Source organism: Streptococcus suis, assembly GCA_024583055.1.
Taxonomy (GTDB): domain Bacteria; phylum Bacillota; class Bacilli; order Lactobacillales; family Streptococcaceae; genus Streptococcus; species Streptococcus suis_V.
In genome coordinates, this window is the sequence record CP102145.1 from 278,256 (window position 1) to 293,608 (window position 15,353).

Below are 15,353 nucleotides of genomic sequence, written 5' to 3' on the forward strand. Positions count from 1 at the left end.
CTACGGTCAGCCAGTCGATAGAGAGTTCTCATAGAACAAGAAATCCTATCTGGATAAGTTCCTTTAATGACATCAAGGCTCTAGCTTTGATCTAAATGAGTTTGAATAAAGTCTTTTTCTGCTTGCGAAAGACTTGTTTTTCTCCGACCACAGCGTTTCTTATTGGCTTTATAGTGTTCATAATAGTCGTAGGTAGAATGTCCATCTTTGAGAAACTTGATAATATGATAGACGGTCTGCTTTGATCTTCCAAGAGCTACCATGATGTCTGTAACTTTTATACCTTCTTTGTAGTAAGCCTCTATCATTACGAGTTCGATATAGTTCATTTATGTTAGTTTCTTTCAGACAAATGTGGTAGTTTATCTGAGCCTAACATAGATGGCTTTTTCTGTCTAGCTTAATTTGACAATTTAGGTTTATAAATAATTGAAGACTGTGGTAGAATGAAGTGATGAATAAGTTATACTTAACAAAAATCAAAAATAGCGGCTTTATGGTATTATGATAAACAAACTCACCCCCACTCAAGTTCACGAATTAAAACAAGCCCTCAAAGACAAGACAAATGCTCCACATCACAGAAAAATTCAGGCTCTCATTCTTTACTCAGAAAACCAGAACCAACAGCTAGCGCAAAATCAGTGGGCTTTGTCCATCAAACAGTTTGAAACCTCTTGAATCGCTATCTTGACGGAGGCTTACAGGCACTCCTTACTGACAATCGTGGCGGACGTCGTCGTGCCTACATGATACAAGAAGAGGAAGAACAATTCCTGAATGAGCAACTTTCTTCTGCTCTTAAGGGAGAATTGGTGATGATTAATTCTCTTTTGGCAGCCTATCAGGCAAAAGTTGGTCGAAAAACGACTCGAGAAGGATTATACGCTCTCTTAAAAAGCCATGGTTGGGTCAAAGAATCAAGAGATTCTTTGAGGTGGGAGCTAAAGCTTACGCAGTAAGCAACAAAAGTCAGCCCACGCCCCCAACATCCTAAAAAATCAGACGCGGAAGCTATTTTAGCGTCTAAAAATAAAATCTTTGTGCGAGGAGAGGTTGAGTAAGCGCTTTATTAATGGGAAATCGTATCAAAAAATCCGCCTTATGTATCAGGATGAGGCGGGTTTTGGTCCTATTAGTAAACTAGGAAAATCTTGGGCTCCAAAAGGGTATAGACCTAGTGTCGCAAGTCACCATATCCGTGAATATCGCTATTGTTATAGTGCTGTGGACGCCCACTCAGGAGAATCATTTTTTATCATAACAGGTGGTTGTAATAGTGATTGGATGAATGAATTTCTAGACCAATTGTCAGAAGATTATCCAGATGACTACATTATTCTAGTCATGGACAATGCCATCTGGTATAAATCTCAGACATTGAATATCCCTGAGAATATAGAATTTACCTTTATTCCACCTTACACACCAGAGATGAACCCTATTGAGCAAGTCTGGGCCGAAATCCGCAAACGTGGTTTCAAGAATAAGATATTTAGAAGCTTGAATGAGATTATTGATAAACTTCAAGAGGTTATTCAAAACCTATCTCCTTCTCAACTCAAATCAATTGTACGTAGAGATTGGAGCTTGGCTATTTTTGATTTTAGTTGAGTATTAGTTAAAAACGACTGATATGAAACGTTTTCAGGATATTTTCAATAAGCATAATTAGTAATAATTTCATCATTTTTATGATAAAATGGATTGATGTATCAAAGGATTCTATCTGGAAAATAATTACTATACAGCTCGGAATACAAATGTATAAAATTACAAAAATATATTTTTCATTGGTAATTTTAAGAGAAGTAGTTTTTTCGTTGGATAATTAAGTTTATTCAGTATTTACTAAAAATCTCTTTTGACAATCCATATCATAATCAGAAAGAAGGGAATAATATGGAATATAGAAGATTATTTCACATCTTCTATCTTGCAATTAGCGCAATCATTTTCTCGATTAGTTTTGCCATTGTTTGTGACAAGTCCTTGTCTACACTGGAATATGCTTATATCGGGGGTATTCAGGCTCTGGTAGCTTTGATGGCTGGTAATCATCACTTTTACAACAAGTCTTATAAAACGCTGACCTATGTAACCTCTTCAGTTCAGCTGATTGTCTTTGTTATTCTGACAATCTTAGCAGCCTTTCACCTGATAAGGTATCCAGATTGGCCTACTTTATTACTAGCTCTATTATTGGCCACAAGCTGTACTCATATATATAATTATCTGGCCTTATATGTTTATCGGAAAATTTTTGGTGGTAAACGATTATGTGTTATTGGACATGAGGATGAAGTAGTCAAATCAGTAGTAAATTTGATGAAGTTTGAAAATATGATTTTTACTGTCACTCATGCCTTTACGACAGATTTTGCTACAAATGTCAGCAACTATCTCGATGATATTGATGCAGTTTATTTTGCTGGTGAGGTCGGAAGAGATCGAGAAGTAATTTACACTATGCTGATAAGGGAGAATAAGGGGATTTACAATGCTGTATATTTCCGTTCTGGTCTGGAAATTCAGTCTTCCATCTATCAATTCGGCGATGATATTTTCATAGGGTTTAAGACTTTTCAGCTTACAAAAGTGGAATGTTTTTTCAAGAGAATGTTTGATATTCTTATTTCATTAGTCTTATTTATGCTGACATGGCCTATCATGCTTTTAGTCGCTCTAGCAATCAAGCTGGATTCAAAAGGCCCGGTCTTCTATACCCAGCAGCGTGTCACAATGAATGGCAGACTGTTTCAAGTTTTAAAATTCCGTTCTATGGTCAATAATGCTGAAGGTAAGTCTGGACCAGTCCTTGCTACATCTAATGATAGTCGGGTAACACGCTTGGGCCAATTTTTAAGAGCGACTCGCCTGGATGAATTGCCACAATTGTTTAATATTTTAAGGGGGGATATGTCTATCGTTGGTCCGAGACCCGAGCGTCCTCACTTTGTCGAACAATATGAAAAACAGAATCCCTATTATCATCTTCGACATAGAGTAAGAGCTGGCTTGACAGGCTATGCTCAGATTTACGGGACCTATAATTCAGATTTCAATAGTAAATTAAAGTATGATTTATTGTACATTCAACGCTATTCTTTCTATTTTGATTTCAAACTGGTATTGCATACATTGAATATCTTATTGGATAAGTTAAGTGCGCAGGGTGTAGATAAAAATACTGACAAAAAAATCACGAGCTTGAAGCAATTGGAAGCTTATTCGATCGTTGTCAAATAGAAAGCAGTCCTAGAAATACATCATTTAGAAACTTTCTGATATAATGTTGTTTGGAAAAAATCTCACCGTATGAAAGGTAAACAAGTTAATGAATAAACAGATAGATGATTTCATAGATATTTTTGAGTTGATAGCACTTTTTAAGAAAAATATCGTGATCATTGCCATTTGTTCTCTCATTGGGGGAGCATTTATGGGATTATATGCTAGTTTGGCTGTTACTCCCCAGTATGCATCTAGCGCTCAGTTGCTGGTTACTCCCCAGTATGCATCTAGCGCTCAGTTGCTGGTTGCTCAGGATCCTATTGATGTTGGCAATCAGAATGCTTATGTCAGTGCGGCTGACTCAATCCGAATAAACCTTGAAATGATTCCGACCTATCGAGATATTCTTTTTGGTGTGCCTGTCTTGGGCAAGGTTGCAGATTCATTTGGTGGTAAATACCCGGATTATTACTTGAAAGAGCGCTTGACCTTCACTCAGACAAAAGATTCTCAAGCCTTTGTAGTCAATTTGCGTATGGATGATGCTCAGGAAGCCCAGGCTGTACTTGAGGAAATTACAACGGTCTTTAGTGACACCTTGCAAGATATTTACAGTGAAGGATTTGGTAAGGTGGTCGTCCTCTCACCTGCTTCATACAATGCCAATAAAGTTTCACCTAGTATTATCAAAAATGTCGTGACGGGTATTCTGGCAGGAATCTTCCTATCATTTGGCTTCATCATTTCTAGAAATCTATTTGATCGAACAGTGAAGAATGATGCCTACCTTCAGGCGCAGAACTTAACATTACTGACGGAATTACATGATATGACTGCTAGTGAAATCAGTAATGCCCATTATAAATTAAATAAATAGCATCTTAGAAAGTGAGTATGCTGATGTTTTTTGGAAGAAAAAAAAGACAAAGAGAACTAAATAAACAACAATTACAAGGTTCGCCCCTCTATTCGGCGACCCAACCAACCAGCTTAAACGCTGAACAAATCCGTGTTCTGCGGACCAACCTACAATATGCCCAGTTGAATGGTAAGATTACTTCCATCGGGGTGACTTCTTCGATACCGGGTGAAGGAAAATCAACTGTATCAGCCAATCTAGCTCATAGCTTGGCGGCTGCTGGTAAGAAAGTGTTGGTTGTGGATGCAGATTTGCGAAAGCCAACCGTTCACCGGACCTTTAAATTGTCCAATTTACGTGGATTGACTGACTTAGTGATTGACACAAAACAATCATTTGCAGATTTGTTAGACTATCCTGAAGATTTGGGAGTCTATGTCTTAACTTCGGGGGCTATCCCACCAAATCCAGCGGAATTATTGTTATCTAATAATTTAACAAGTCTGATGGAAGAATTAGAACATTCTTTTGATTTTGTTATCTATGATTTGCCTCCTGTCAACAGTGTGACGGATGCTCAGATTATGGCTCGAAAGGTCGATGGCATGATATTGGTGGTACGTCAAGGATATGTTCAGAAAAATGAATTGGAAAAAAGCTTGCGCTTGCTAAACAATGTCGATGCACAATTGCTTGGCTATGTCATGAACGATGTTCCTAAAGAAAACAAAGATTCCTACCAGTATTACTATGGACGGGAACAAAGTTATCAGGATTAAAAAAATAGATTGTACAAAAGAGTTGAGAATTGGCTCAACTCTTTTGTACATCAGCAGGCTATCTAAATAGTAACAAGGAAATCATTCGTCCCAGATAATAATTTGCTGGGAGTAAATAGACTTTGAGATAATAGCGGTGCCAGCTATATTCCCTTTTATAAAATGTTGGAATAAATGGGTTTTGTTTGAAGTTTAGTTTTGCAAGCTCTGTCACAGCATCCTGATAGGCTGATTGGTCACCGATTTTGACTGCATTAGCGACCATTTGAAGTAAATCTTCAATCATTTTGAAGGTGAAATAATCTGCATAGTCTGGATTGCGTTGGCCCATAATGCGGCTATTTTCCATAGACTTGCGGTTGTTATCAGGATTAGGAGTGGTACTGAGGGAGCCTTGACGCGAACGGTAAATATACAGTTTTTCGGGAACCGTTGTGATAGTGTTAGCAGCAATCATCAACTCGAAATAGATACCTTCACCCATACCCGATAGAAAACGAAAGTTCGTTTGGTCAATCAGTGTTCGAGCGACCATGCGAGCCGTGGGTTGTGTATTGTGATAGATGTCTTGCAGCCTTGCTTTCCCATAGATTGGCTTGTGCCAAACAGTTTTTTCGCGTCCATCAGATGAGAGAGTACCTGTGTCGCACAATACTAAATCAGCCTGATCTTTCTTGGCTTGCTGATAGAGTTTTTCAAACATATCTACCTTGACCAAGTCGTCTGAATCGACAAAGGCAACGAATTCGCCACTAGAAATATCTATGCCTTTATTGCGAGCATCGCCGACCCCCACATTTTCAGGCAGGTCAATCACAGTAACACGACTATCTTCTTGTTGATACGTTTTTAAAATCTCTAAAGAACGGTCTGTTGAACAATCATTGACCAAAATCAGTTCAATATCCTTCAAACTTTGTTGGAGAATGGATTGGATACATTCCGCGATATATTGTTCCGTATTGTAAACGGGTACGATAATAGAAACTTTAGGCGCTACCATATTTTACCTATTCCTTTCTGTCCTGCTACTATTATAGCACAGAGAAGTCTTTTATCCTTGGTTGGGCACTTTTAAAGTGGGGAATTTGGGTTCGAGAATATCTATTATTTCTATTTTTGAAATCGAGGTGTTATAATATGGTGTTAGTAAATATTATCAGACGAAGGAAGAGAAATGATTAGAGAAGTAGGAGTACATAAATTGTACGAACGCCGGAAAGAACAGGATATGGGAGGGCCACAATCGATGTTTCTACAACAATCTTGTAGGGAAAAACTTGTGTTATGGGTAAACAGGTATGGAGAATAATACCTTCAATAAGTGGAGTGTCATTTTCTTTTATGTCTCGATTAGCATCTATCCCCTCAGTATGGTGATGGCGACGGCCTTACAACGGCTGGGATTTGCCTATCTCGCGAGCAAAAGCATCTTTTTCTTCTATGCGCTTATTTATCTATTTGCTTTTGTTATCTTTGTGCGTTTTCCTTTGTCCATGAAACGGCTGACGAGTTTATATTTCATCTATCTCTTGTATATTATTTTGTATTTGACCAGTAATCGATTTGTCAAAAGGACTTTTACAGGGGTTGAGATGGTGATGATTTACACCTTTTATTTACCCTATGCGGTCTTGATTTTATCCCGAATAACTGATTTTTCCTATCTCTTTACCAGCAAGTTCATAGAATATATGAATTATGTGATTATTATCAGTGCTTTTATCGTAAAATATGTCTTTCATAATGCAACGAATTACATGCCATATTCCTATAACTTGTTACCGATTTGGCTGTTGTTTGTCTTTAATTTCATTCATCGCTCAAGCCTGTTGAAAGCAGGTATTGCGATTGTTATGTTGCTAGAAGGTGTTATTTACGGGGCGCGTGGTCCCTTGATTTGGTTGGCAGTGGGTGGTTTCCTGTGTTTGTTCATAGATTTGATTGAAAAAAAAGTCCTGCGTCACCTAACCTTAAAAACCTTCTTACAAATTTTCTCTGGCTTGGCACTGTTTGCAGGAATTTTCCTCTTTCTTAGACGGGTACTTGCTTCTGTTCATATAGAAGGTTCCTATATTCTCAACCGTATCAATCAAGGGATTATTGGCGAGAGCACAGGGCGTAAGTTTATGATAGAGACGGCTATCGCGCATTTGAAAATCATGGGTGGGGAAATCAACGGGGCCTTTTTTGACAGAACCTTGATGCCGGATGGTATATATGTCCATAATTTTATCTTGGAAACCTATCTGAGCTTTGGCTGGGTCTTGGGGACAATGATTTTGCTCTTTCTCGTTTATTTTATCGGCACAACCTTTTTCCGAGCATCTATGACCAATAAGAAAGTTGTCGTTTTTGCAGTTTCAGCCTTCTTTTTGAAATTCTTTGTAACGGGGAGTATGTATGGAGATTATAGTTTCATCATCATGCTTTCAGTAGTCTATGCTGTTTATCGGCAAGAGATGTGGAAGGATTAAATCTACCTTAGCGTAGCCATATAGAAAAATACCATACTAGATGGACAAACTTGTCTTGAACTAGTATGGTATTTCTTATGCTGGCAGTTTTCGTTTTAAAAAGTCAAATAATTCTTTCCGAGAGAAAGCATAATTGATCATCAAACTGATAATGGTTGTGACAAGGATACTGATGCTGCCAAAGACAATCCAACCGACAATGGAACCAATACTTCCAGTAAATGGAAGGAGCAGGAGGTTGGACAAGGTAAAGATAGCCGCATCCATCAGTAATTGTTTAGAGATTGAAACGGGTTGACCTGTAATGATAAAACGGTAGGTATACCAGATATAATAGGCCAGACTGAAGGTTTGTGAAACAGCTGTACCGATGGCAACGCCAACAATGTTCAAAGGTACAACTAACATCAGAGAAATCGCTAAGTTTAAGATAGCTTCGGTATAGGTTCCAAACTGTGTTTTCTTAAATTCTCCGCTAGCGAAAACCAAGGTCCGGTAAGGCAAACGAATAGCGTAGAGAAGGAGGGAAATCGTCATGATATAGCCAAATAAAGGCTGGTTATAGTTGGCATCGGTCACCTTATCCGTATAGAGAAGGATGAATGGCGTCACCAATTGAAAGGTTGTCGCAAGGACAATGGTTGAACCAGTATGTAAGAGCCATTCTAACTTTCTAAATTGCCGAAAGAGAAGTTGGTGATCGTCCAAATGTAGGGCACGCCCAAGAAAGGGACGCAAGCCACTGGTTGCTGCATTGAGAAAAGTTTTAATTCCCTGAAAGACCGTGTTATAAATCGCATAGACAGATACACTGTTCAAGCTTGAGAACATAGAAAGGATGACAATATCGGTACTTTCTTGAACAGTATAGGCGATATGCTGACCAATTCCATACCATTGTTGGTTGATTTTAAAGTTTTTATCAATTACTTGCTTGGAAATATGGTAATGCTTGTGGACGTAGTAACTGATAGAGATTGGTGGGATTATAAAGACCAATGCTGAAACGAATTTAACTAGAAATACAGTTTGTCCCTGTTTAATGAGAAACATGGAAAGTAAGAGATTGGCAATATTGGTCAATCCTTGTAAGATTTCCTTGATATAGGCTTTTTGATCAGAGCCTAAAATGATTTGACTGGTGATGCCAACAAAAAATTGAAGGAGATGCGACAGAGAAAGAATAGCAATCAGACTCATTATTTGTTGCTGTGAGAAATGGCTGGACAGTACCTGAGGGAGAAAGAGGCAGAGTACACCGACATAAAAGATTAAAAAGAGTCCAATCTTATTGAAAAATTGCTGAGACTTATAATAAATGGTGGACAGTTTCCCATAATCTTGGTCCAACAATGGTTTATACATAGCAGCTTGGACGACAGTTCCCATTCCCATATCCAATAGGCTAATCAAGGTCAGATATTGAGTAATACTGGACATGAGCCCATTGACTTCTGAACCATAAGCTGTGATGAAAAGCCGAGGGAGAATTAAACTACAGACGATTGAAATACATTTGTTCAAAAGGGAAATAATCCCGTTGATTTTCAGTGATTTTGTATTCATTCCAAGCCTTTCCTTGTGAATTTATCGGTAACATTTTTTGAAATGTAAACCCTTTTTTGGTAGAATGATGTGAAGGGTTTCATAATTTTAAAAGGAAATAGTGATGGTGTCTATGTTGACTTAATGGTTGCAGCTAATAATATTACAAGTGTTCATGATCAGATGTACACCTATCGTATTTGTGCAAATTCGCTCAGTTCAGATTTCCGAGTAAAGAATATTCTCGAATTAGTTGCTTCCTGCGAGCTTTTGCTTAAAAATTGCAAGAATCATAAAGAGTATTATGAATTTAAATTGATTGAGGCGCTCTTGCAATTATTGATGGTTTCCATCAAAGAAAACTATCAATCTGCTAAAGCATACCTGAAAAGATTGGATTTCAGAAAGAACAAATACTTGTATAGTCTCTTAAAAAATGAGTATTCTTACCTGTTTTTCTTGCTATTTTGTATCTACTGCCAACCAATTATCAGCTGTCATCCCTCTTGCTTGGTTTTGTTTCCTTAGAACCTGTATTTACAACTTGTGAACACAGATTCTACGCTTTTACTTTATTTTATTTTTTAGGTTAATAAAACCACGAAGGGCTTGCCAACCAAAACAAGAAACAAGGAGATAGATAGCTGCAAGTGGAGTTGGTTGGATACGCAGTGACTGCCACAGATGATGGCGTACCTGACCAATGTCTCTTAAACCATAGTAGCGCAGAGCTAGATAATATTCCTGGTAGCTAGCTAGTTTTCTCTCAGGCACGAGTTTTAGTCTGCTATTTATCTCGGCAGCACGTTTGGAAACAACCTGATAACCTTGAATGACCTTGTTGCTGTTTTTTGAAATGCAGTCATCTTGAATTTCATAGACAACTAGGTCTTCCGAAATCTTATAGCCCTTGGAAACTTCTAGGAGTTTTAAAAAGAGATCCCAATCTTGACAGCTTAATAAGCTGTTATCCAAGCCACCAATCTGTAGGAACAAGGATTTTTTTACCATCAAGGTTGAGAAACCACCGAGATTATTTTGTAAAATAGTATCTCCAACATTCAGAAGTCCTTCCGATGGTACATGGATAGCAGTTGAGCCAAATCCAGTCACGACAAATCCTACTTCGGGATATTTTCGGAAGATAAGTTCTTGTTTTTCTAACTTACTTGGCAAGAAATAGTCATCGGAATCCAGAAAGGCAATCAATTCACCTTTAGCTAGCTCAACGCCCTTATTGCGACAAACATTAGCGCCACTATTTTCAGCTAATTGGTGTACAATAAGCTGAGGGATTTGCTCCTGCAATTGCTTTAGGACAGCTAGTGAGTCATCTGTCGAAAAGTCATCCACAACAATAATTTCCCAATTGGAGTAGGTTTGACTAATGACACTTTTGAGGACTTCTTGCAGTAGATGACCTCTATTGTAGTTGGGAATAACTACTGAAATTAATGGTAAAGACATTTTGTTTTTTCCTTTTCGTCTATTATCGCTATTAATATTACTATAATAGATACTAATTTTCAAATATATTTGCTGAGGATATGCAATGAATAAAGACCTATCTCGTCCATTGGTTAGCGTAATTATACCCATGTATAATGCAGCTGACTATATTACTGAGACAATTAACTCTGTTTTACAACAAACCTATCAGAATTATGAAATTATCGTGGTAGACGATTGCTCGACAGACCAGTCTGTTGTCCTTGTTAAAGAGATGATGACTTGGGTACCCGATTTGACTCTCTTGGAGAATCCCACTAATTCAGGGGTGGCAATATCTAGGAATAAAGGAGTAGCAGCGGCGCATGGTCGCTATATTTGCTTCTTAGACGCAGATGACCTTTGGTTGCCAACAAAATTAGAAAAGCAACTTGCCTTCACAGAAGCAAACGGTCATGCTTTTACATTTACAGCCTACCAATTTGCTGACGAAAACGGTACAAGTTTAAACAAAATAGTCAAAGTTCCTGCTAAAATCTCTTACCAGGAATCGCTACGCAATCACACGATTTTCACTTCAACCGTTATGCTGGATTTACACCAGTTGACAAAAGAGCAGATTGCGATGCCTGATGTCCGTAGAGGACAGGATACTGCTACTTGGTGGAAGATACTGAAAGTTACAGGTTACGCTTATAGCTTACCTGAAGCTCTGTCTATCTACCGCCGCGTCAACTCTTCCTTATCTGCAAACAAACTAAAGGCCATCAAACGGACATGGTATCTATTTAGAAAAGTTGAAGGTCTATCCTTAATTCAAACGATTATTCCCTTCATTGGGTATGCCTATAACGCTGTGAAGAGGAGGATATAGGAATGGTTGTATTAGTAGCGACAGTGGATAATCACAATGTAGACAAATTACTTGAGACGATGAATTTAACATCTGTTGTCACGATTATTGTTAATCAGTATCGGTCAGGTCGTGAGCAGTCTGAATTGGTAACAAAAGAGCGTTCGACCATACTGCATTCCAATCGTTTGGGCTTGAGTGCCAGTAGAAACGATGCTCTTGCCCTAGCACCTGAGCATGCGATTTGTCAAATTGCAGATGATGACATGGTTTTTGTCGATAACTACCAGGAGATTGTGGCTGAGGCCTATCAGGAATTTCCAGATGCGGATGTGATTGTCTTTTATGTAGACAATGAGGTGGCAACCATGGCCAAGAAACCATTGAAAAAAGGAAGAATTCATCATATTGGGGCAATGAGAACCTCTTCTGTGCAGATTAGCTTTAAAAAATCTAGTATATTACAAAAAGGAATTGTGTTTGATGAACGGTTCGGAATTGGTGCTAAATATGGTTCGGGTGAAGAAAATATTTTATTATTCGATGCTCTTCGCAAGGGATTGAAAATTTATAGTTATCCTGTCAAAATTGCAACTTTGATAGATGCTAGAGCTTCTTATTGGGATCGGTCTAATTCACCAGAATTTTGTCGAAAAAAAGGTGCAATCTTCAAGCGGATGACAGCCAACTGGTATTGGTTATTGATTTTGCAATTTGCCATACGAAAACGAAAAATGATGCTACCAGAAATAAAAATAACGGACAATATTCGCTATATGTTCCAAGGAGCAAGGGAATTTTCAAGAAATAAGGACTAGAGGTTTACATGGTATTATCAAAAAAACGTGCACGAAAAGTAATTGAAGAAATTATTGCCCTCTATCCAGACGCCAAGCCAAGTTTGGATTTTAGAAATCATTTCGAACTGCTGGTAGCGGTCATGTTGTCTGCTCAGACGACAGATGCGGCGGTCAATAAGGCAACACCTGCCTTGTTTGAGGCCTATCCGACACCAGAGGCTATGGCAGCAGCCGAGGTCAAAGACATTGAGCCCTATATCTCACGCTTGGGTCTTTACCGTAACAAGGCTAAATTCCTCAAAGAATGCGCCCAGCAGTTGTTGGATCAATTTGACGGTGTAGTTCCACAGACACGCGAGGAATTGGAAAGTTTGGCTGGAGTAGGCCGCAAGACCGCCAACGTCGTCATGAGTGTCGGCTTTGGCATCCCAGCTTTTGCGGTGGATACGCATGTCGGTCGCATCTGCAAACACCATGATATTGTTAAAAAATCCGCTACGCCACTGGAAACAGAAAAACGGGTCATGGAAGTTTTGCCACCAGAACTCTGGCTCCCAGCCCATCAGGCCATGATTTATTTTGGACGGGAAGTATGCCATCCGAAAAATCCAGAATGCGCAAAATTTCCTCAATTATATGAATTTGATTAAAAAATCTTCAGTTTTTGGAGATTTTTTTGATTGTTAGGACAATTTCATTCAGAAAACAAGAATGATTTTTTGAATTTGTTCTAAAATATTCTCAAAAATCGAATAATACGAATGAAGTGACGTTTTAAATGTTGGATAATTGAGAATAAGCGAACGTTAATCATCTGCATGGCCTTGTATTTGACAAAAACCAAACGATAGTATATAATTTATTCTGTAAGTTGATTAAAAAACGAAAAAAATGTATTTTTCGGAAGATTGTTCAGAAAATGAGGTAAAGCTATGTACAACGAAATGCCGGTATTTGACTATGAGGATATTCAGTTAATTCCCAACAAATGTATCATCAACAGCCGTTCTGAGGCGGATACGACGGTGACTTTGGGCAAGTACAGTTTCAAACTTCCTGTAGTTCCGGCCAATATGCAGACCATTATTGATGAGGATGTGGCGGAGATGCTGGCTAAGGACCGTTATTTCTACATTATGCACCGTTTTGACGAAGAAGGACGCATTCCCTTTATCAAACGGATGCATGACCAAGGTTTGATTGCTTCTATTTCCGTCGGTGTCAAAGACTATGAATATGATTTTGTGACTAGCTTGAAAAACGATGTGCCCGAATTTATCACCATTGACATTGCGCATGGTCATGCGGACAGTGTCATCAAGATGATCAAGCATATTAAGAAAGAGTTGCCAGAGACATTTGTTATCGCGGGAAATGTTGGGACGCCTGAAGCGGTTCGTGAGTTGGAGAATGCGGGTGCTGACGCAACCAAGGTCGGCATTGGTCCGGGTAAAGTATGTATTACTAAGGTTAAGACAGGCTTTGGTACAGGTGGTTGGCAGCTGGCAGCCCTTCGTTGGTGTGCTAAAGCGGCTCGTAAACCCATTATTGCGGATGGTGGTATCCGTACGCATGGTGACATTGCCAAATCCATCCGTTTCGGTGCCAGCATGGTCATGATTGGTTCCCTCTTTGCAGGGCATATTGAAAGTCCGGGTAAAACCATTGAAGTGGACGGCGAGAAATTCAAAGAATACTATGGATCGGCCTCTGAATATCAAAAAGGTGCTTATAAAAATGTAGAAGGCAAGAAGATTCTCCTGCCAGCTAAGGGGCATCTCAAGGATACTTTGGTGGAAATGGAACAGGACCTGCAGTCATCCATTTCTTACGCAGGTGGTCGTGATTTGAACAGCCTGCGCCATGTGGACTATGTCGTCGTGAAAAATTCCATCTGGAACGGCGATTCGATTTAATTTATGTTTGTAATGAAATAGAAGACTTGCAGTGCAGGTCCTTTTCTTGATACAATAGGTTGACTAAGATTAAAGGACCGATTATGTATCCAACTAAAACAATAAAAGAAAAGTTTCTTCTCTTTCTAAAAATTTTTCTGCCGATTTTGATTTATCAATTTGCTAACTTTTCGGCTTCTTTCGTCGATACCATGATGACGGGACAGTTTAGTACCCTTGATTTGGCGGGTGTTTCTATGGCGACCAGTTTGTGGAACCCATTTTTCTCCTTTTTGACAGGGATTGTGTCGGCTTTGGTTCCCATTATCGGCCATCATCTGGGCAAGGGCGATAAGAACAAGATTCGCGAAGAATTTCACCAGTTTGTCTATTTGTCTGGCTTTTTGGCCTTAATTTTGTATATCTTGGTCTTTGTTTTTGCTAGGCCTATTTTGAGCTGGCTGGGCTTAGAGGTTGAAGTTGCAGGAGTTGCTCTGTCCTATCTCTACTATATTTCCATTGGCATCCCGCCTTTTCTCATCTTCAGCGTCTGCCGGTCCTTTTTCGATGCCCTCGGTCTGACCCGACTGTCCATGTACCTCATGTTGCTCCTGGTTCCCTTTAACACCCTCTTTAACTATTTCTTGATTTATGGGAAATTGGGACTGCCGGCCCTGGGCGGATCAGGTGCTGGACTTGGGACTGCTTTGGCTTATTGGGCAGTCTTAGCAGTGGTTGTCCTGGTCATGAGGAAAAATAAGCAGATTGCATCCTACCAAGTGTGGGACTGGACATCCTTTAATCCTGCCATACTCAAAGAAGGAGTAAAAATCGGTCTTCCCATCGGTCTACAGGTTTTCGCAGAAGTAGCCATTTTTGCAGTGGTCGGGCTCTACATGTCCAAATATTCTGCGCAGACCATTGCGGCCCACCAGGCAGCTATGAATTTTGCGACTCTCATGTATGCCTTCCCGCTCAGCATTTCCATGGCCCTGCCTATTCTGGTTTCCTACGAACACGGGGCAAAACGCCTGAAAGATGTCCAGCAGTACAGTCTGATTGGCCGCTTGACAGCCGTTCTCTTTGCCAGTCTGACCTTGACTTTCCTTTATTTTAATCGGGAAATGGTAGCAGGTCTTTATGGTATAGAACCTGAATTTATCGCCTTAACATCTGACTTCCTGGTCTTTGCCCTCTTTTTCCAACTGGCAGATGCCTTTACAGCACCGATTCAGGGGATTTTACGGGGCTACAAGGACACCACCTTTCCCTTTGTGCTAGGCCTAGTGTCCTACTGGTCCATGACCTTCCCTATTGCCTGGTTGCTGGATAGTCTGACGGACTTGGGACCAAAAGCTTACTGGATTGGCTTGATTGTCGGGATATTCACCTGCGGGATTTCCTTGAATCTACGCTTACGATATATTGTAAAAAAAGATAAGCAATAAGCAAAAAGCTGACT

The 15,353-nt window shown here is 39.4% G+C and carries 13 protein-coding genes and 1 pseudogene; 10 read left to right on the plus strand and 4 right to left on the minus strand.

The window, feature by feature from the left end; genetic code table 11:
- Positions 1 to 80: 80 nt before the first annotated feature.
- Positions 81 to 329, minus strand: a complete 249-nt coding sequence (locus tag NQZ91_01340) for a hypothetical protein (protein UUM58048.1) — start codon at positions 327 to 329, stop codon at positions 81 to 83.
- A 175-nt stretch (positions 330 to 504) separates the two neighbouring features.
- Here NQZ91_01340 and NQZ91_01345 point away from each other — a divergent pair.
- The 4 genes and pseudogenes from NQZ91_01345 to NQZ91_01360 all read left to right on the plus strand — a co-directional run bounded on the left by NQZ91_01345 (position 505) and on the right by NQZ91_01360 (position 4,872).
- Positions 505 to 1,614: pseudogene (locus NQZ91_01345) on the plus strand (IS630 family transposase).
- A gap of 288 nt (positions 1,615 to 1,902) precedes the next feature.
- The gene (locus NQZ91_01350; GenBank protein UUM58049.1) at positions 1,903 to 3,249 is read left to right on the plus strand and encodes a sugar transferase; all 1,347 of its coding nucleotides are present in this window, start codon (positions 1,903 to 1,905) and stop codon (positions 3,247 to 3,249) included.
- Positions 3,250 to 3,337: 88 nt separating this feature from the next.
- Complete coding sequence (locus tag NQZ91_01355) at positions 3,338 to 4,111, plus strand: Wzz/FepE/Etk N-terminal domain-containing protein (GenBank protein UUM58050.1); 774 nt, start codon at positions 3,338 to 3,340, stop codon at positions 4,109 to 4,111.
- Positions 4,112 to 4,134: 23 nt separating this feature from the next.
- A complete protein-coding gene (locus NQZ91_01360) occupies positions 4,135 to 4,872 on the plus strand; it encodes a CpsD/CapB family tyrosine-protein kinase (protein ID UUM58796.1) in 738 nt (245 codons plus the stop codon).
- A 58-nt stretch (positions 4,873 to 4,930) separates the two neighbouring features.
- Here the strand turns inward: NQZ91_01360 and NQZ91_01365 are convergent, their stop codons facing one another.
- Positions 4,931 to 5,875 (minus strand): glycosyltransferase, encoded by a 945-nt coding sequence (locus tag NQZ91_01365; protein UUM58051.1) that lies wholly within the window; start codon positions 5,873 to 5,875, stop codon positions 4,931 to 4,933.
- Between the two features lie 298 nt (positions 5,876 to 6,173).
- On the opposite strand from NQZ91_01365, the gene NQZ91_01370 reads away from it, so the two are divergent.
- Positions 6,174 to 7,349: a hypothetical protein gene (locus NQZ91_01370; protein ID UUM58052.1), complete on the plus strand. Its 1,176-nt coding sequence runs from the start codon at positions 6,174 to 6,176 to the stop codon at positions 7,347 to 7,349.
- 75 nt (positions 7,350 to 7,424) lie between these two features.
- On the opposite strand, the gene NQZ91_01375 is transcribed toward NQZ91_01370, so the two are convergent.
- Together NQZ91_01375 and NQZ91_01380 are read right to left on the minus strand one after the other, a co-directional pair.
- Positions 7,425 to 8,915, minus strand: coding sequence for a hypothetical protein (locus tag NQZ91_01375; protein ID UUM58053.1), 1,491 nt, complete (start codon positions 8,913 to 8,915; stop codon positions 7,425 to 7,427).
- A 546-nt stretch (positions 8,916 to 9,461) separates the two neighbouring features.
- Positions 9,462 to 10,361 (minus strand): glycosyltransferase family 2 protein, encoded by a 900-nt coding sequence (locus NQZ91_01380; protein ID UUM58054.1) that lies wholly within the window; start codon positions 10,359 to 10,361, stop codon positions 9,462 to 9,464.
- Positions 10,362 to 10,446: 85 nt separating this feature from the next.
- Between NQZ91_01380 and NQZ91_01385 the strand changes: the two genes are divergently transcribed.
- The 5 genes from NQZ91_01385 (at position 10,447) to NQZ91_01405 (ending at position 15,339) form a co-directional block, all read left to right on the plus strand.
- Positions 10,447 to 11,217, plus strand: a complete 771-nt coding sequence (locus NQZ91_01385) for a glycosyltransferase family 2 protein (protein ID UUM58055.1) — start codon at positions 10,447 to 10,449, stop codon at positions 11,215 to 11,217.
- A 2-nt stretch (positions 11,218 to 11,219) separates the two neighbouring features.
- Complete coding sequence (locus NQZ91_01390; GenBank protein UUM58056.1) at positions 11,220 to 12,014, plus strand: hypothetical protein; 795 nt, start codon at positions 11,220 to 11,222, stop codon at positions 12,012 to 12,014.
- 8 nt (positions 12,015 to 12,022) lie between these two features.
- A complete protein-coding gene (gene nth / locus NQZ91_01395; GenBank protein ID UUM58057.1) occupies positions 12,023 to 12,646 on the plus strand; it encodes an endonuclease III in 624 nt (207 codons plus the stop codon).
- Between the two features lie 282 nt (positions 12,647 to 12,928).
- On the plus strand, positions 12,929 to 13,912 hold the full coding sequence (guaC, locus tag NQZ91_01400) for a GMP reductase (protein UUM58058.1): 984 nt from the start codon (positions 12,929 to 12,931) through the stop codon (positions 13,910 to 13,912).
- A gap of 83 nt (positions 13,913 to 13,995) precedes the next feature.
- Positions 13,996 to 15,339, plus strand: a complete 1,344-nt coding sequence (locus tag NQZ91_01405) for an MATE family efflux transporter (protein ID UUM58797.1) — start codon at positions 13,996 to 13,998, stop codon at positions 15,337 to 15,339.
- Positions 15,340 to 15,353 lie beyond the last annotated feature (14 nt).